This is a genomic window from Chryseobacterium proteolyticum (assembly GCF_046591535.1).
GTDB classification, from domain to species: Bacteria; Bacteroidota; Bacteroidia; order Flavobacteriales; family Weeksellaceae; genus Chryseobacterium; species Chryseobacterium proteolyticum.
This window is the reverse complement of record NZ_JBJLWK010000001.1, coordinates 118230-136605: the sequence shown is the minus strand read 5'-3', so window position 1 is coordinate 136605 and position 18376 is coordinate 118230. Positions and strand designations below refer to the sequence as shown.

Annotated in this window: 22 protein-coding genes; 8 read left to right on the top strand and 14 right to left on the bottom strand. The window is 36.7% G+C overall.

All coding sequences use genetic code 11. From position 1 onward, the window contains the following. Positions 1 to 50 precede the first annotated feature (50 nt). Together ACJ5H0_RS00585 and ACJ5H0_RS00580 are read left to right on the top strand one after the other, a co-directional pair. Complete coding sequence (locus ACJ5H0_RS00585; RefSeq protein ID WP_411246724.1) at positions 51 to 1475, top strand: MATE family efflux transporter; 1425 nt, start codon at positions 51 to 53, stop codon at positions 1473 to 1475. Between the two features lie 116 nt (positions 1476 to 1591). Continuing rightward, a complete protein-coding gene (locus ACJ5H0_RS00580) occupies positions 1592 to 2488 on the top strand; it encodes an aminoglycoside phosphotransferase family protein (RefSeq protein ID WP_411246723.1) in 897 nt (298 codons plus the stop codon). A gap of 41 nt (positions 2489 to 2529) precedes the next feature. Here the strand turns inward: ACJ5H0_RS00580 and ACJ5H0_RS00575 are convergent, their stop codons facing one another. Continuing rightward, positions 2530 to 3123 (bottom strand): dihydrofolate reductase family protein, encoded by a 594-nt coding sequence (locus ACJ5H0_RS00575; protein ID WP_411246722.1) that lies wholly within the window; start codon positions 3121 to 3123, stop codon positions 2530 to 2532. A gap of 53 nt (positions 3124 to 3176) precedes the next feature. After that, complete coding sequence (locus ACJ5H0_RS00570; protein WP_411246721.1) at positions 3177 to 4052, bottom strand: alpha/beta fold hydrolase; 876 nt, start codon at positions 4050 to 4052, stop codon at positions 3177 to 3179. 317 nt (positions 4053 to 4369) lie between these two features. On the opposite strand from ACJ5H0_RS00570, the gene ACJ5H0_RS00565 reads away from it, so the two are divergent. Both ACJ5H0_RS00565 and ACJ5H0_RS00560 read left to right on the top strand, forming a co-directional pair. After that, positions 4370 to 4513, top strand: a complete 144-nt coding sequence (locus ACJ5H0_RS00565) for a bacteriocin-like protein (protein ID WP_172278250.1) — start codon at positions 4370 to 4372, stop codon at positions 4511 to 4513. A gap of 27 nt (positions 4514 to 4540) precedes the next feature. After that, positions 4541 to 4687 (top strand): bacteriocin-like protein, encoded by a 147-nt coding sequence (locus ACJ5H0_RS00560; RefSeq protein ID WP_172278248.1) that lies wholly within the window; start codon positions 4541 to 4543, stop codon positions 4685 to 4687. A gap of 171 nt (positions 4688 to 4858) precedes the next feature. On the opposite strand, the gene ACJ5H0_RS00555 is transcribed toward ACJ5H0_RS00560, so the two are convergent. After that, positions 4859 to 5494, bottom strand: coding sequence for an FMN-dependent NADH-azoreductase (locus ACJ5H0_RS00555; protein WP_411246720.1), 636 nt, complete (start codon positions 5492 to 5494; stop codon positions 4859 to 4861). Positions 5495 to 5828: 334 nt separating this feature from the next. Between ACJ5H0_RS00555 and ACJ5H0_RS00550 the strand changes: the two genes are divergently transcribed. From ACJ5H0_RS00550 to ACJ5H0_RS00535, 4 genes are all read left to right on the top strand, one after another. After that, positions 5829 to 6818: an inorganic phosphate transporter gene (locus ACJ5H0_RS00550; protein ID WP_411246719.1), complete on the top strand. Its 990-nt coding sequence runs from the start codon at positions 5829 to 5831 to the stop codon at positions 6816 to 6818. Further along, entirely contained in the window at positions 6796 to 7242 is a 447-nt protein-coding gene (locus ACJ5H0_RS00545; protein WP_411246718.1) for an inorganic phosphate transporter, read from the top strand. Before ACJ5H0_RS00550 ends, ACJ5H0_RS00545 begins: the two co-directional genes overlap by 23 nt. 62 nt (positions 7243 to 7304) lie before the next feature. Continuing rightward, positions 7305 to 7940: a universal stress protein gene (locus tag ACJ5H0_RS00540; protein WP_411248031.1), complete on the top strand. Its 636-nt coding sequence runs from the start codon at positions 7305 to 7307 to the stop codon at positions 7938 to 7940. A gap of 321 nt (positions 7941 to 8261) precedes the next feature. Further along, on the top strand, positions 8262 to 8708 hold the full coding sequence (locus tag ACJ5H0_RS00535; protein WP_228456939.1) for a YybH family protein: 447 nt from the start codon (positions 8262 to 8264) through the stop codon (positions 8706 to 8708). A gap of 1 nt (position 8709) precedes the next feature. Here the strand turns inward: ACJ5H0_RS00535 and ACJ5H0_RS00530 are convergent, their stop codons facing one another. The 11 genes from ACJ5H0_RS00530 to ACJ5H0_RS00480 form a co-directional block, all read right to left on the bottom strand. After that, a complete protein-coding gene (locus ACJ5H0_RS00530; protein WP_411246717.1) occupies positions 8710 to 9525 on the bottom strand; it encodes a helix-turn-helix domain-containing protein in 816 nt (271 codons plus the stop codon). A 201-nt stretch (positions 9526 to 9726) separates the two neighbouring features. Beyond that, positions 9727 to 10782 (bottom strand): hypothetical protein, encoded by a 1056-nt coding sequence (locus ACJ5H0_RS00525; RefSeq protein ID WP_411246716.1) that lies wholly within the window; start codon positions 10780 to 10782, stop codon positions 9727 to 9729. A gap of 72 nt (positions 10783 to 10854) precedes the next feature. Next, positions 10855 to 11721 (bottom strand): AraC family transcriptional regulator, encoded by an 867-nt coding sequence (locus tag ACJ5H0_RS00520; RefSeq protein WP_411246715.1) that lies wholly within the window; start codon positions 11719 to 11721, stop codon positions 10855 to 10857. A 180-nt stretch (positions 11722 to 11901) separates the two neighbouring features. After that, complete coding sequence (locus tag ACJ5H0_RS00515) at positions 11902 to 12696, bottom strand: hypothetical protein (protein ID WP_411246714.1); 795 nt, start codon at positions 12694 to 12696, stop codon at positions 11902 to 11904. 160 nt (positions 12697 to 12856) lie between these two features. Next, entirely contained in the window at positions 12857 to 13771 is a 915-nt protein-coding gene (locus ACJ5H0_RS00510; protein WP_411246713.1) for an alpha/beta hydrolase family protein, read from the bottom strand. Then, positions 13768 to 14220, bottom strand: coding sequence for a hypothetical protein (locus ACJ5H0_RS00505; RefSeq protein ID WP_411246712.1), 453 nt, complete (start codon positions 14218 to 14220; stop codon positions 13768 to 13770). The genes ACJ5H0_RS00510 and ACJ5H0_RS00505 overlap by 4 nt, the downstream gene beginning before the upstream one ends. 57 nt (positions 14221 to 14277) lie before the next feature. Continuing rightward, positions 14278 to 14472: a hypothetical protein gene (locus ACJ5H0_RS00500; protein WP_273647725.1), complete on the bottom strand. Its 195-nt coding sequence runs from the start codon at positions 14470 to 14472 to the stop codon at positions 14278 to 14280. Positions 14473 to 14944: 472 nt separating this feature from the next. Then, a complete protein-coding gene (locus tag ACJ5H0_RS00495; RefSeq protein WP_411246711.1) occupies positions 14945 to 15928 on the bottom strand; it encodes an alpha/beta hydrolase in 984 nt (327 codons plus the stop codon). Between the two features lie 51 nt (positions 15929 to 15979). Continuing rightward, positions 15980 to 16672, bottom strand: a complete 693-nt coding sequence (locus ACJ5H0_RS00490) for a type 1 glutamine amidotransferase domain-containing protein (protein ID WP_411246710.1) — start codon at positions 16670 to 16672, stop codon at positions 15980 to 15982. A gap of 328 nt (positions 16673 to 17000) precedes the next feature. After that, complete coding sequence (locus tag ACJ5H0_RS00485) at positions 17001 to 17534, bottom strand: dihydrofolate reductase family protein (RefSeq protein WP_411246709.1); 534 nt, start codon at positions 17532 to 17534, stop codon at positions 17001 to 17003. Between the two features lie 71 nt (positions 17535 to 17605). Next, positions 17606 to 18340: a helix-turn-helix transcriptional regulator gene (locus tag ACJ5H0_RS00480; RefSeq protein WP_172278220.1), complete on the bottom strand. Its 735-nt coding sequence runs from the start codon at positions 18338 to 18340 to the stop codon at positions 17606 to 17608. Positions 18341 to 18376: the final 36 nt, after the last annotated feature.

Genomic DNA, 18376 nt, shown 5'->3' with positions numbered 1-18376 from the left:
CGAAGCCTCTCCGTTCCATATTACTATTACTTACTTTTAATTTTACATTTATGTCATATCATAAGAAAACCCCATCGAAGGGTTTGCGCTATTTCACATTGTTGAAACAATCATTACTGGGTACCGAAATGGATTATACGACCGGTAATATTAATAAAGCTGTTATTTTACTCGCCATTCCCATGATGCTTGAAATGATCATGGAATCGGTATTTGCACTGGTAGATCTTTATTTTGTAGGGCATCTCGAAAACAGCAGCTATGCCATACAAACAGTGGGCTTAACGGAATCTGTACTTACGGTAATGTATTCTATCGCAATTGGTATGAGTATGGCAGCCACAGCGGTGGTTTCACGACGGGTGGGAGAAAAAGATCCTGATGCAGCAGCACATGCCGGTATGCAGGCTATTATCGTGGCTTTTGCCGTAACCCTTGTCTTAAGCATCGCGGGGATGATCTATGCCGGGGATATTTTACGGATCATGGGAGCAAGCAAGGAAACCGTTGATGCGGGAGTAAACTTTACCCGGATCATGATGGGAAGCAGCCTTGTCATAATGCTATTATTCCTGATCAATGGTATATTTCGTGGTGCAGGAAACGCTGCCATTGCCATGCGGAGCTTATGGATTGCCAATATCTGCAATATCATTCTGTGTCCTATATTCATTAACGGCTGGGGTATCATCCCTGCATTCGGACTAACAGGAGCGGCTATGGCAACGGTTATCGGACGGTCAATGGGAGTGGTTTACCAGCTATTTTGCCTGTTTAACGGAAAGCATCAGCTAAAAATCAAGCTTCATCATTTTCGTATTGACTGGCCGGTAATAAAATCATTGGTTGGGATTGCAACTCCTGGTATACTTCAGTTTGTTATCGGGTCATGCAGCTGGATATTTCTTGCTGAGCTGGTAGCAACCACGGGTGGTGATCATGGATCTGCCGGTTATCAGACCGCATTGCGATTGATGATGTTCTTTATGCTGCCAGCCTGGGGTATGAGTAATGCTGCCGCTACCCTGGTAGGGCAAAACCTTGGAGCCAAACAATTTCAGCGCGCTGAAGATTCTGTCCTGGCTACTGTAAAATACAATGTCATCTTCATGATCATTGTCACCATATTATTTCTCTTTTTTGGAGATTGGCTGGTTTCATTTTTCACCAATGATATCCAGATCAAAGAAGTTGCCCAAAAGGCTATGTGGATTATGAGTACCGCTTTTGTCTTTTACGGCATTGGTATGGTAATGATGAATGCCCTTAACGGAGCCGGTGACACAAAAACCCCGACATGGATCAATTTCTTTGGCTTCTGGTTTCTTCAGATCCCATTGGCCTATATCCTTACCAAACACGTAGGCATGGGATCAACCGGTGTCTTTATCGCAATACCGGTTGCGGAAACGGCCATCGCAATTACGACATTTATCTTTTTCAAAAGAGGTAAATGGAAAACGGTCAACGTTTAGTCCAGGACTTATTATACCATAATTTTCTAAAATGAAGAGGCCACTCTATTGAGTGGCCTTTTTTAGTTAGGTCCAGCTGTTTTTAATTTGTAAATTAATGCTTGAAAAATTGAAGTATGGAAAATTTTTTAACCAAAAAATTTGGAAAGATCTTTAACCTCCAATTTATTGCTGAAGGATGGTGGTCTAAGGCATATAGTTTTACTGCTGAAGGGCAGCAACACATTATCAGAACAGGCAATCATGTACAGGATTTTATGAAAGACCATTGGGCTTTTATACATCTGAATAATACGAAAATTCCTATTCCTGAAGTTTTGGAATACGGAAATTATCATGATAATGAATACTACTGTATTTCAAGAAAGGCAAATGGTGATCCTTCCGATGAGATCATGGACCATCTTGATCATTATTCGCAAACAGAGCTTGCAAAAATAATCATCCGGCAATTGGAAAATATCCACCTGAGTGATACCACGAACCTCAGCGGTTGGGGCTTTACCGATGCCCATGGAAAAGGTATGTTTCCAAGCTGGCAGCATTTTCTCTTATCATTTTATAATAGCAAAACGACTGCAAGCTGGCAACATCTTGCCCAGACCTCATGGCTTAACAGACAGCTTTTCACACATCTTATCGAAAAAATGAAAAGCTTTTTCCCTTATCTGCCCAATGAAAAATATATCCTTCATGGAGACTTCGGGTTTGATAATCTTTTACTGGACGGAAACCGAAAAGTAACCGCTGTTCTGGATTGGGCCGAAATGATGCTTGGCGACCCGCTTTATGATTTACTGCATATGAATGAACCCTGGATAAGGGATACTGGTCCTGATTTTCTTTCGATCTGGCTGAATATGAAACCCGGGTATATCAATTTTGAGCATATAGAAGAACGGCTACAATGCTACCGTATCCATTATACTCTTTTCCATCTGTATATTCATACTGTACGAAAAGAGCATGATGATTACCAAAAAATTGAAAACTGGGCCATAAACAATTTATAATTTTTAAATATTTAGGTTAAATTAGTTCAATAAAAAGGTCATTATATTTCAACATTACCCGTTACGACGCCTCCGTCACGTTGATAAGCTGCGATCATAACCCCTTTCGAAGTCACGTGATTTTCTGTTAATTTAAATGCTGAAGGAATTCCATTCTCATCAAAAAGTCTTTTTCCCTTGCCAAGGATCAACGGATAGATTTTAAGCCTTAGTTCATCTACCAGATCATTTTCAAGCAGCAGGTGAATTAGCTCGCTGCTTCCCCATACCTGAATATCCGATCCTTCTGTGTTTTTAAGCATTCTGATATCTTCCAAAGTTTTTAAGAATACGGTATTTTTCCAATCAGATGTCTCCCTCTCTTTAGACAGGACATATTTTGTCCCTTCATTAATTGCAGGCCAAAAGTTTGCATGCTCAGGCCAATAGGATTCAAAAATTTCAAATGTTTTCCTTCCTAAAATATAATCTGAAGGCTTCATCTCTTCTTTCATAATCTCTCCAAAAAGCTCATCTCCATAGGACGCTGTCCACCCTCCATATCTGAAGTTTCCGGAGGTATCCTCTTCAGGTCCTCCGGGAGCCTGCATAATACCATCCAATGTTATCATGGATAAAACGGTTATTTTTCTCACTTTATTAATTTTTTATGATGTATTAAAATTATTACGCTGATCCTTTAATTAAATTACTTTAAAAAAGCATTAAGGTAATTCAGTATGGTCGAAGTCTGCATCATAAGGCTGACATGGTTTTGCCCCGGTACAATGGCTAATTGTGATTTGGGCAAGGCTCCAAAGTCTCCTGCAATACCTCCACCTAATAATTTATAGGTTTTTACAAGCTCAATTTTATCGAGGCCGTCGTTATCCCCAGCTATGATCAGTACAGGAGCTGTAATTTTTTCGATATTCTCATCTCCCATATTATAAGATTCCGATGCAGAAGCCATCATTTGCTCAAGAAATTTGGTCCATTTTGTCTTATCAGGAGCTACAGCATCATAAGCAGTTTGCATAGGACTACCATTAAAAACATCCGGTTTCATTCCCTTAAAAGCATTATTAATTTCCGGTAGCCAACCCGCGCTTTTATAAGTAGCAGAAATGATGACAAGATTTTTTAATCTCTTTGGACTCTGGATAGCAAACTCATAAGCGATGGCACCTCCAAAACTATAACCTACTACATCAGCACTCTCAACTTTAAGATAATCCATTACTTTTTCCACATCCTTTGCTAATGTAGCATGTGACAATTTCCTGTCCGAATAAGGTGTATGACCGTGTCCCTGCAATTCTATAGCAATCACTTTCCTGGTTTTTGATAATTCAGGGATCAGTTGTCCCCAATTCATATCAATGGTCATAAAAGCACCATGCAATAAAACTACCGGTCTGCCCTCTCCGTATACTTCATAGTAAACCTTAGTTCCTTCTACCGGAACATACCCACTTCCTGACGGTTTGATTTTCTGTGCGTACAAATGCGAAGCCGTTAACATCATAATAACAATCATGATCAATGGCTTACGAAACGTATCAAATTTGAATAGATTTTTCATAGCAATATTTTAATTTGGTTTATTTTTTTTGATCTTATTCTCAAACAGATCAAAAAACTTTTATCCAAAATTACTAAGCCATTAGAAAAATTCGCTTGCCATAGGGCAAGATTTTATTTGGGTAAAAAGACTTCTTTGCCGATCCTGTTTTTTGCAGGAATTCCTGTTATTTCTTAAATATTTTTTTTTTACTATATATCTATAAAAACAATGTAAAATCAATAGACAAATCATATTTTACCTGAAAATTTATCAGATAACTTTGGGATGTAAATGAAATTTGATTAATTTTAACTCGAAACTAAACTTAATTTATTATGAAAAATTTACAAAAAATCAAAAGAGAGGATTTGAAAACAATTAAAGGAGGAATTAACTGTCCTGGTGGCCAGATCTGCTTAATCGGTGGAAAATGGCAATGTATGCCATTCGATGGATGCGGTGGCGGAAACCAACCTTAATTTTAATTTTATCCAAATTTTATTATTATGAAAAATTTCACAAAAATTACAAGAGACCAATTGAAGAATATCAATGGCGGAGCAGTAGGTTGCTCTAATGATTGCTGCCCTCCTCCGGGAATTAAAAGATGTCCATCGGTAGTATGCTTTGCACCGTGTGAAATATTAAGTTAAAAGCTGAAAGGCGATCCGATCAATACGGTTCAATAACTTTAATAAAAAGCATCCTTTAGAAGTATCTAAAGGATGCTTTTGCTTAATCATCTGCACTTAATCATTTTTTCAGAGGGTATAACTTCTGTTTCCGCCGACTATTCATTGACAAAAACAGAAGAAGTTCCAGGGCTAAGCTATTGTATTTTCATTCAAGATCATCGTTTTTATTTTTTTGTTAGCGGCTTCTAATGAGCTCCCTTCAAAATCTACTCCATTGAGTGTCATACAATTGATGTTTTTTATCCCCATTATGCATAGTACAGTCTTAAGATAAGTAGTTTGAAAATCCATATGTTCATAAAATTCTCCGGGATCATACCCTGCATTTCCGCGAACCATCAACAGATAAGCCTTCTTATTTATCAATAGGCCCGTATAGGGATTTTCTGGTTTGTTTTTATTTACCAAAACCGTTTCATTCACTCTTACCACCTGATCTATATATGCTTTTAGCACGCTGGGTACCGACCAATTATACATCGGGGTTCCCAATACGATAACATCAGCATTTTTCAGTTCTGCGACCAGCTGATTACTCACTTGTAATGTTTCTATATCTTCATCTGTTCTCACTCCGGCAGGTTTAAAAGCTGCTGCAATCCATTTTTCCGTGACGTGTGGAATATTTTCCTGCCCTATATTCCTATAGACAATATGATCTTCAGGATGCCTTTCTTTCCATTCTTTAGTAAATACCTCTGAAAGATGACGGCTTAATGACCGTTCTTTTCTTGCACTGGCGTTAATAATTAATACATTGCTCATAATCTAAATTTAATAAGCTAATTAGTTTCTTTTATATTGAATCCTTTATTCAACTCGTGGATCCATCTTCTACGCAAAGGTATTTTGCTTTATATCCCCATTAAGGTACCAGACATACATATATAAGTAGTCCAGATAAATTACGATCCAGATCCCGATTGACCACATTAAAACAGTCGGTCCCTAAAGCATAACAAATTATTAATGATCCGTTTAAATACAGATAAATTAAATCACTTTTCTTTGTTAAAGTGAAAAGTACCGGGCATCTATTCTTAACGCAATCATTGGGGCATACTGCACGGATATCTTTTTACTTAAATAAAAATATTGTATGCTTTTAAACACTACCCTGCCTTTTTCTGGAGAATCAGAATTAACCATAGGCTTAGTGATCGTTTTTGCTTTATCCTTATTTGCTGTAGTTGTCTTTGAATTTGTAAATGGCTTTCATGATACAGCCAATGCAGTTGCCACAGTTATTTATACCAAAGCCCTTAAGCCCGTTATTGCCATCCCCTGGTCCGGTCTCTGGAATTTTCTCGGTGTTTTCACGGGTGGGATTGCTGTAGCGATGGGAATCCTGAAACTGGTACCCATGGACACGCTTATGACACTTCCCATAGCTGTCGGGGCAAGCCTGGTACTTGCTGTGCTAATTGCATCCATCATCTGGAATCTTGGAACTTGGTACCTGGGTATTCCCTGTTCGAGCTCACATACCCTCATCGGTTCACTGATTGGTGCCGGTCTTGGTTTTAGCTGGTATTATGGAGGTGGTGTCAACTGGGAAAAGGCAAAAGAAATAGGACTGTCACTCATCCTTTCTCCTATTGTGGGTTTTGGACTGGCTATTCTGATAATGTGGTTCTTTAAATATGTTCTCCGCTATAAAGCACTGTTTCATATCCCGGAAGGAGAAAATGACAAACCTCCTTTGGTGATCAGGGGCATTTTAATTACCACCTGTACTTTGGTCAGTTTTTTTCATGGAAGCAACGACGGGCAAAAGGGTGTCGGTCTTTTTATGCTCATCCTTATTGCATTCCTTCCTGCCAAATTTGCGATCAATCATGATATTCCCAATGACAGGATCATCTACACCCTGAATCATACAGAAAAGCTCGTACAAGGCATAGCCGATGCATCTATTGAAAACCGAAATGAACTGGTTTCCATAAGTCAACAGATCGAAGCTGTAAAAAAACAGCTGGCTTATAAAAGTGAAAAAGATAAAAAAGGAACCTATGCCTTCCGAAAACAGGTTGAAACCCTCGTAAAGTCCATTAAAATGATCAATGATGAAAAAAAAAATAATCATTGATGATACGAATAGGAGCCAACTTATGCATCAGGCAGCTGAATTAAATAAACTTACTGAGTTTGCACCGGTATGGGTTATTATTATCATATCAGTTTCATTGGGATTGGGAACAATGATCGGCTGGAAAAGAATTGCAGTAACCATTGGTGAAAAGATTGGTAATGAACACCTGAATTATGCTCAAGGTGCTTCAAGTGAAATTGTAGCGGCTTCAACCATCGGTATCAGTACATTTTTGGGGCTACCTGTTAGTACCACCCATGTATTGTCAAGTGGAATTGCCGGATCTATGGTAGCATCAGGAGGCAAGAATAACCTGAACGCAGGCACATTGAAAAATATCGGGATGGCCTGGATTCTTACTTTACCTGTTTCAATAATATTATCTTTGTTATTGTTTACACTCTTTCACCTGTTTATTTAATTTAACATGGTCTCCTTTTAGATTAATCAAATTATCATCAAAAACAAAAAAAATGAAAAAAAATACTGGTTGCATCCGATTTCTCTCACAGTGCCGGGAACGCTATGCTTTATGCATTATCCCTTGCTAAAGCTTTAAAAATGGAGATAACAGTTTTAAATGCCATACATCCCACAGAGGGAATCAATAATAATATTTACAATGTTGTCTTTATCGAGGATTATTATGCGCGAAAAAGAAAGGCTCTTCAGGAATGGACAGAAAGTTTTATTCAGAGTGAAGAATATAAAGACATTCCGGTTAAAACAATCTGTGATGTGGGTTTTCTTCGAAATGTGGTGACCAAATATGCAGAATACCATGAAGTTTCATTTTTGGTAATGGGGATTACAGGTGCTACGGGTATCAAGGGAATTGTAGGTAGCAACACCAGTATGGCGCTATCTAAAATCCGGATCCCTACTTTAATTGTTCCTATTGAAAGTGCAATGCCAGAAGTTCCTGTCATTACGCTGGCCACCGATTATAAAACAACAAAATTATCTGTAAGGGATGTTAAAGCTTTAAATCAGATTCTGAAAGTTTCTAAGCCTAAAAAACTTGAGGTTCTTCATATTTCTGAAAAAGAAACCAACCCTAAGGTTATAAAGAATGGTGAAAAAAAAGCTCACGGCACAATTTCCCTCCGTAGAAATTAATTTCAATTATATCGATGAGGAGGGTAAAACATCAAATGGAATTATAGAGTTTATTGATAATAATGAAACAGACATTTTGTGTCTCGTTAAAAGAAATCATAATATTATTTACCGCTTATTTAGCAGCAGCACTGTAGAAGAAATTCTTAACAAATCCGTCAAAGCAATATTGGTACTTCATGCTTAATTAATATTGTTCATTTTTCATTTGTATCAAACCATCCTTTAATCTGCATAAGGTTAAAAGAAAAAATTAATATTAGTTCGCAATTATACAATTTTCATTTTCGATCAATCGGTTACTTTGCAAAAAAAATTAAAATGAAAAAAGTAGTTATGGTAAGCGTATTCATAGCGTTTGCCGGTTTTTGCAAAGCCCAAAATACAGATATGGTATCAAAAAGTGCCAGGAAAGCCATAGAATCAAGCAATGCCATCTATGCAGATCTCGCCAATAAGGACGATGGATCTATTCTTACCAGATATACTGAAGATGCATGCCTGTTCCCTCCCGGCGCTTCACCGGTGTGCGGACGGGAGCAAATAGCTTCATTCTTTAAAGGTGGACCTAAGGTACATGTTACATTTACAATTCAGCATTTATATGGGAATGATAAAACATTCATTACTGAAGAAAGCTTTTATGAAATGAGAGATCTTGACGGTAAGAAAATAGACGATGGAAAAGTAATGGTCATCTGGAAAAATACAAAAAACGGATGGAAAATGCATCGCGATATGTTTAGCAGTAATCATCCAGCGAAATAGGCTAAAAGCCTACATTGACAGCCTCTTGAAAATCTTTCCCGTTTTCAATTAGGAAACTCCGGGATTCTGAGGGAACAATACCCGTAAATCTTTTAAATTCCCGGATAAAATGTGCCTGGTCATAATACCCGCAATCATAAGCGATAGAAGTCAGTGATGACCGGGTATTAAGCACCAGATGCAGGGATCTGTTAAATCGGATGACGGACGTAAAGGCTGCCGGACTGATACCGATATTGTTCATGTAAAGTTTTTGAATATATCTTTCCGATAGTCCGGAGTCTTCAGATAACCGGTTTAAATTTAATGGCTGATGATCAAAGGAAATCTGCTTACTAAGAGCCAGAACCATCGACACTTTTTTCAATCGGTTTTCATTTTTTCTCATTTGCTGCAACAAAAAATCTTCTACTATTTTAACCTGGCCGGACAAGTCACCCGCCATCATGATACGATCATACAAGGTTGTACTTTCTGCTGTTACATCATACATATCAGTGGCATAGTTTGTAAATTCAGAGACCGGATCATCAAAAAATAAAGTGCTGGCATGAGGATAAATTCTTACGATGAGCACCGTCGTATTTTTCAGGACCGTAAGTCTTGTTGGAAGTGTAATATGTCCCAGCAACTCTACGGACGGGGTATCTTTTCTTTTGCCATTAATGATAGTCGCAGCTGATCCGCCAGAGATATTAATAATCAAATCGATATAACCACTGGGATAAAATACAGCATCCGTGATATCTTTACCAATCGTTACAACCGTATAATTCTTTACGTAAGGCGCTAAAACAGCTGATGGCAAAATCTGCATAATCGGAATAAATAATTAAGTAATTCGCTAATCCAAAGCCTGTTAAAGTTATAAAAAAAACATGACAGATCAAAAGAAAAACACATACTTTTTGGCCCTGGCTGAGATATATGATATTTGCGAAATTTTCATTGGTTACAGTAAAATAAAGATCCTGCAATTTTAAAAACGACAAGATTCTTTATCATCTAAACTATATACTTATTGATTTTTTTTAAAAAGTCCTGCTTTTAGGTTTGAGCCCAACGACCCCTCCGCCAGCTGAAGATAATTACGCTTACTCTGATCTTTTTCAATTTGTACAGTTCCTGTAGTCTGCACGTTTTTCATATCCAGAAAATCTGAGGAAGTTAAATCATTACCACCTATCGCACCGTCACCAAATCCTGCCATATTTTTATAGTCTGTAAAAATGCAATCAGAAGCTTTGTATCTGAGTGTACTTCCTTTTTCCCTTATCCATACCGTAGTCGTATTTGCAATGATATTATGATGAAAATCAAAATAGTCACCATCAGTACCTTTTGTAGTCCAGACCCCACTGAAATACCCTCCATAAACCAATGAATAACGCATGGCACTTCTGCTCCCCTTAGGTCCTTCATTTTTCCAGAAAACAACAGGATTTTTGCAATTGAAAAATACACAATGATCAACCACCAGACCATATCCATTAGCTATAACTCCTACATGCAACGGCAATACATCCGGATTTCCGGTAAAAAGACACTGCGTTACCAGAAGATCATCTAATTTTTTGCCATCCCTCCAAATGGGATAAGACCGGCGTAAGTTTTTACCATCTATATAAGAATAGTCTGGGCTTCCCGTAAATCTAAGACCTTCAATAGTCACATGACTAACCTCCGGTTGTATGCCTCTTGCCTCTTCTCCTCCCACACCCGGTACAAGGGGTGCTGCTGTAACGACAACCGGCATTTTTTGAGGCCCCCAATCTGCATCATCGGGCATAATCTCCGCACGAATAACCAAACGGTTTTTAGGGGTATACTTATCGTTACTGAATACAACAGTCTCGGTGATCAGATGGATACCTTCCGAAAGAATGATTGTAGTGGATTCCTTTTCCTTATTTTGGTTGACGCGTCTTGCTGCTTCTGCAATTGTCTTCAGAGGTTGTTCTTTTATTCCGGAACTGCTATCGTTGCCGGTCCTGGGATTAACATATAATTGTTCTGCCTGTACTATCGCTACACTTATTATAAAAAGCAGAAAGCTGAGTATGTATTTTTTCATATTCCTTTTTTGGGTAAAATTAGGAACAATCTTATACTGCAAAAAGGTCATTTTAATTTTTAAATGGTCATTTTACAAACTCTTCCGGTATTGTTGAGGAGTGCTCCCCGTAAGTTTTTTAAAGAAGCGGTTAAAATTAGAAGGATCAGAAAAACCAAACCCGTAAGCAATCTCTTTTGCAGATTTGTTTTGATACAGCTCTTTCTTTATTTCTGAAATCAGTTTATGGTGAATCATTTGTTGTGCTGATAGCCCACTGAATTGCCTGCATATTTTGTTCAGAAATCCTGGACTGACATTAAGTATTCGGGTATAAGCCTCTACAGTCCTGTCATTTATAAAGCTATTTTCCAGTAAAGATCGAAACCTGTAAAAATCCGGATGAACATAGGTATCCCCCTGAATATGATAAACACTTGCATAATAACGGTTAAGAATGACAAGCAGCTGATATAAGACGGACCTGATCAGATGGCCGCTGTCATTCTGAAGCTGCCCGAACTCCCCTTCTATTTCATGTAAAAGGTTCATACATTTCTGAAATGATACTTCCGGTATCTTCATCCCGGTTGGAAATGAATATTGATGAAAATATTGAAATCTATACAGGAACAGCTCGTCTGAAAAAAAGAGATAGAGAAAATCTTTATCAAAAAATAAAGTATATCCTTCAACCTTTTCTTTGATTTCCCAGCACCGAACTTGTCCAGGGCTTGTGAAGATAGTAGTTCCAGGAGTAATGGGAATCTTATTTTCATCCAATGTAAAGGTACCGGCTCCCTTTTCAATAAAAAGAATTTCGTAAAAACTAAGCTGGTGCAATGTGCTATCTAATACAAAATGATTTAATGTTTCAATACGACCAATATCTAAAAGCAACTCTAAACCATACTTGCAGGGAAGAAAGTGATACGTTTTAATTTTTGTGACCGGTTCCATTTCTTTTAACAACTTTTTCTTGCACCAATGATGGATTAAAAATACAAATTTCCGGAGTGTATATGGTAATGAACAAAAAATTATAATTCTATGATCAAAGATTATAGTATACAGCCAACCTGAAAAAAGCCCCTCAAAATTATTTGAAGGACTTTCTTCCTGAGTTATATGTCACATGATTTATGGTAAAAATGAAGAACCTATAGCTCCGGTTACAGCTCCGTATACAAGCCCACTAGCACCAACCGGTCCTAAAAAAGCACTAAAAGACCATGCAACCATTCCATATCCTGCACCACGCATATCTTTCTTGAATCGTGTATCACCACCTACTTTTGAAGTACTGTTTACAACGGAAAGATAATGATAGCCAACTCCATCGCCTTCCAATTCTGTAGGAAGCCAGAATTTTGATGATGCTAATCCTGTTTCTAAACACGTTAATAGGATGTCTCTATCTTTCTGATTAGAAAGAGAATTGATTTTTAATCTAGTGTCATCCATTTCTTTTGATATTGTGGAAAACGATTTATTATCCCCTGATAAATCATCTAATATTTCATTATAAAGACCCACGGCTCTATCATCACTCAAATTGCTCATGATAACTTTATCCATCTCATCATCTGAAGTATTGGATATTCTGGTCGATATGCAATTCATATAGTCACTACTTACATTCGGAATATCCAGACTTGTCAAAATTTCTATGTCAGATTTACCAGGATTTTGAAGTGCGGTATTCACAGCCACTTCTAAAAATTTATTATGAAGTATCGCCACTTCCACAGGATCTATAGCCTCCCATTTTTGATCATCCCCTTCTGTTACTAATCCACAATCGCCGGCTTTGTTACTTAAATTGGAATGTAAAGCTGATACAGAGTCGTTCTCTGTAGATTGTGAATCATCATTACAGGAAAATGAAATCATAAACATTGATATCAGAAGTAATGGTCTAAAGAATTTTTTCATGTTGTTTAAAATTTTAATGTTATTTATTTATTTTTATTTATAGTCATTAGTGTATTTTTTCTCAATCGCTTCTTCTATTTTCTTTGAGTAAATCGACCTTTGTTGTTTCTCAAATGATATTCTAAAACGAACTAATGCCACATTTACTTCATCAGAAGGTTTAGAGATATTCCTTGAAAAATTTGGTTATATTTTCTATCAGGCTTTTCGTGTTATTATTAATTCCATGATTAGCATCTTCATAAATCAGTAGTCTTGTTGAAAAATTATTTTCCTTTAAATTTTTAAACAATACAATTGCATTTTCAACATTTACCCTTTCATCATTGGCCCCATGGATAATCATATTTTTTACTTTTTTATTTTTGATCATAGGAATAGCAAGAACTGAAGAGCGCTTATCCATTTCTTTTTTCGAATTTTTCTCAAAATCAGGAATGAGTTTTTTGTAAAGCTCCAACATTTCCGGTCTGTCTTTTTGATTTAAATCAGCAATGCCTCCTACCGTAATATTTACGTTTACTCTGTCTGTTTCTTTTAGGACTAAAAAGTTGGTCATTGCTCCTCTGCTTACACCCAGCATTCCAACTTTTTTGGGATCAATAGTCTCCTGATGATCAATAATTTCAAATAATTTTAAGACATCTCCAATATCTTTCCCCCCAAATTCATCTTTTCCTTCACTACGTGCTCCTCCCCGTAACTGAGAGCCTATTACCACAAAGCCTTTAGCCGCAATTTTTGATAGAAAATCCGTTAATACTGGTAGAGTTACAGCTCCAAGTTCACCATTGCCTCCACGGTTGAAAATAATTACAGGATACTTCCCTTTTATTTTGGGCTCTATAAGAAACCCTCTTATTTTAAGATTGTCTTCTGATAAATAATTATATCCGAAAATTTTTACTGAGTCAAGATGTTGATATTCCGTTTTATAAACCTCTTTCCCTTCAGTATTTTTTACGGTATACCCCCCTATTTTTTCCGGTTGTAATTCCTCAAAACCGGTTGATAAATTTTGAGAGAAAACCAGATTCGACAGGATCAGTAAACAGAAATAAATAATTCTTTTCATTTTCTAAGTTTTTTTATTTGCTCTGGAGAATATTTTTTAGGATATTCTTCATACCAGGTTAGTAAGGTCTCTTCTCCCAGGTTATCATACACCCTTTCATATAAACTTTTTAATCGGTCTGTATGGCTTTCAACATTAAATGTCTCATTATACCACTCCTGTTGTTTTCTTTTTTCAGGCTGATGATGTATAAAACGTCCAAAATGTGCAGAACAAAAGGCTTCATAGTCCTGCGTAAAAAGAATAAAGTTATGCCACATCTCATCAATTATTAAGGTAGAATCATCAATAAAAACATCATCAATGTGGTTACCCAGCCATAGCCATTTCAATGTTTCGTTAAATATCTTTAAAGCTTCTTCCTTCTCAATATTGTACATGGTTAAAAAACGATCAATAACATCATCATTTCTGTAGGCCAGCACATCATGTAAGCTTTTGTTTATCATAGTAAGTCTAGTTTTAGATAAGAAGGAATGATTGCTCATTCCTTCTTATTTTAGTAATTAAGGAGCAATTGCAACAACTGGTCCGCTCGGATTGGTCGGGGAAGTTACTGTACAGATGTAGCATTGAGTAATAACAATCGGCTTAGGAGGTGCCGTGCATGCAACACCACCATAAATTCCTTTAAGACCTTCGATTTTCTTCTTCAACAAATCATCAATAACTTTCTTTTTTCTGTTACTTTCAGAACTCATAATTAATAAACAGTTTAATTTTCTCCTACTCTATTAAGCTTTTCGGATTTCGCTTTTTTTTAACAGGGCAAACATAAATTTTAATTAGATATATTCATAGCATACACTATTTATATTTATAAATTTAGAGCATATTGAAGCACCGCAACTATCTTAATTATAGAACGTTACTTTTTTTATGAAACGAAATAGATCATTGTAATCATCCCTGTTAAATACTAACCTAAACAATATTGAAGAGAACAAAAAGTCCGGTTATAATAAGTGTAAATATGCAAATTATATAAAAATGGCTCTATGCAGCTGGATTAAAGATAATCTATAAAAAAGTTACACCGTTCAACCGATATAAAAAAATGACACCATTCATCTTCAATGGTGCCATTTGGTTTTTAGAGAATAAAGGTTTACTCCCGAATATCAATCCATCATCCGTTTTTTAATAATAATCAAAGATGGGTCTCTGGTTCAATTATTTTGAAAATAAGGCCTTTTTAAGAGCTAAAGCTCCCTGTTGCGAAGAGAACCTGATCGCTTCAATGTGATCAAGAGGATTAAGTAATCCGTAGTCATGAATAAATCCGTTATAGGTTTCGATAGTTACAGGTACTCCTGCCTCATCTAATTTTCTTGCATAGGCCAAACCTTCATCATGCAGAATATCATTTTCTGCAATCTGTACCAATGCAGGCGGAAGCCCTTTCAGTTTTTCCAGTGATGCCTGGAATGGTGAAGCATAATATTCTTTTCTTTTTTCCAGATCCGGAAGGTAATTATTCCACATCCACTTCATTAATGAAGCAGTTAAAAAACGACCATCCGCATAATTCTGCCATGATTCCCGCGTAAAATCAGCATCTGTTACCGGCCATAATAATAATTGGAATTTAATTTCAGGACCTCCTTTATCTTTTGCCATCAGGCAGAGTACAGCTGTCATATTTCCTCCTACACTGTTTCCTGCAACTGCCAAATTTTTCCCATCAACACCGATTTCAGCGCCATTTTCGGCCACCCATTTTGTAGCGGCATATATCTGGTTTATAGCTACCGGATATTGTGCTTCAGGAGAGGGAGTATAATCTGTAAAAACAGCAGCTGCACCACTGTTGACCACTAAATCCCTAACTAATCTCCTATGGGTAGGATAATCACCCAAAACCCAGCCCCCACCATGGGTAAACATAAATACAGGAAGCTTATCAGAAGAGGCATTGGCAGGCTTTACGATGTGGATGTTTACTGTAATACCATCTTGTGTAATTTCTCTTTCTGTCTCTACAATGTCAGAAAAATCGAACTCTACTGATTTTTGAGCGTCTATTAAAACTTGTCTCGCATTCTGAGGTGTCATCGTTTCCAAAGGTTTACCACCGCTATTGTTAAGCGCGTCTAGAAATTCTCTGATTTCTCTTAAGATTTGCGGATCTTTTTCCGCAGGAAGAAATTGTGCCATAATAAAAATTTTAGTGATTAATATGTAAATAATAAAGACCTATCCGCGTATTTATTTTTGTGTTTTCACAAGCTCTTTTACAACAACTTTTGCCATTTCCTTAGAGCTGAATGGATTTTGCCCGGTCACGAGATTATTATATACGACAACATTAGAAGTCATGGGTATAAAAGCTTTTTTTAGATTAGCTCCCCGTTCTTTAATCGCTGCTTCCAAATTAAAAGGAACTTCTCTTTTTCTTCTCGCTATCGTTTCTTCAAACCAATCAAATCCAGTGATTAACTTGCCTTTGATCAGATAGTCACCATTGGACAGTTTTACGTTAAGCAGCCCTCCTACTCCGTGGCAAATAGCAGCTACCATTTTACTTTTTTCAAACTGGTTTTTAATGATAACCTGTAAGGTTACATCATCTGGAAAGTCGTACATCGTAGCATGACCGCCCGCCAGATAAATACAATCAAAATTTTCGTTTTTTACTTCATTAAGACTTTTGGAGCTGTTTAATTCTTTCATAAACAAAAGATCCTCGTGGTAATTCCTGGTGATTGTATCCAAAACCAAAGGTTTTAAGCTTTCTGGATCAATAGGTACATCTCCTCCTTTAGGACTGGCAATAGTGACAACCCAGCCTTTTTCTTTTGCAGCGTGATAAATATGAGTAAGTTCACTTAGCCATAACCCTGTTGCCAATCCACTTGCATATTGATTTACATTTGTTACGATCAGTAAGAGTTTTTTCATCAGTATTTTTTTACTTTAAAATCTGCCTTCCAAATCCATTCTCTATAATTTATATTCAGCAGATTATTGATATATATGTGTTTTTTAATGCCCAACAGAATATAATATCCTGTTTGAGAGACTAAAATATACAAAAAAAAATCTGCTCACTGTAACCGAATCCATACAAAATGTAACCGAATCTCTGTTTATGAACAAAATTATATGACTAACTAAGATGATGAACACTCCAATAACAGTATTTGTTATAGATAATAATGAAACATTATTGCATGTTATTACTGAACTTTTATTTGTGCTGGGAGTATTCAGAAGAGCGGCTTTCTTATTACTTTTTATGTTTGTAGTGAAGTTGTACCAAACCGGTTTCAAATGTTTTTACGGTAATAAATTCAAGTACCTGTTCTGGTCTTCTGTCATTAAAAAGTCTTGTCCCATCACCTAACAAAACCGGGACAACCGAAATTACAAACTCGTCTATCAGGTCTTGCTTCAATAATTCATTAATTATTTCCGCCCCGCCGTCACAATAAATATTTTTACCGTTTTCTGATTTTAAACGCTCAACCAATCCGGTTAAATTACCCGTATAAAAAATCGTTCTGCCTACTTGCGGCCTTTCTGTTCTGGTAATTACATAAACATCCCGTTCCCCATTATCATAATGAGATGCTCCGATTTCATTTACTACATAATCATAGGTTCTTCTACCAATAATTATGGTATCAATTTGAGAAGTAAATTCCGCATAGCCATAATCTTCGCCTTCTTTCTCTACAAGTTTTAAAAAGCTTAAATCGTCATTGGGTTGCGCGATATAACCATCTAAGCTCATCGCAATAAAAAGTGATATTTTTCGCATTGTTTTGAATTTTAATGTATCTGCAAATTTACTTTTACCCAGCCTGGTATACTTTGTAAAAATGCGACAAATTAAAGTAACGATGGCAAAAGTCCTGTATTTCTTTTGATTTCATGGCTAAGGTGTGAATGGTCATAGTAGCCACATTCAAATGCAATATCTAAGAGACTCCTGTTTTGATCCGGATTTCTGATCAGGTGCAAAGCATTCTGAAATCGGATTATATTGGTATATTCTTTTGGTGATATTCCGATAAGTCTTTTAAAATCCCTTTCCAATTGTCTTACGGACGTGAAATTCCTTTTTGCAAGCTCAGATATGCTGATTTTTCCTTTTGCAGAATGTATCTCGTTAAGTACAGGTTGTAACTTGTTGTTCTTATTCTGTACTCTAGCGGAAAAGAATTGATCAAAATAATGGAAAGTATCCTCTAATGCTTTGTCAACGTTAAAGGAATTTGATTTTTCAAATTCAATCGTGTCGTCTACCAGCTCATTCTGTGAAGTATAATTATAGAAATTGGCAAAAGCTGCCGGCTTCAGGCATGCACCGATTAAATGAGTATCAGTATCAATAAAACTATCTTTGAATGAAGTCATTGCTCCCACTACATAAGTTTTTCCGAACTCCATTACGACCGAACCGTTATCCGTCAAACAAGGATCTCCTACATTCATTAGTATACCAGCACAGCCATCCGGAAAAACTCTTTCCCATTGCTCTTCCTGTTCATTTCCTTTCAATTCCCAATAGAAATGAATGAAGGATTCTAATGCTTTATGCGGATGTACTTTTTTATACTCCATGGGTTTATTTTATAGCCCGATATTCTATTGCATTTC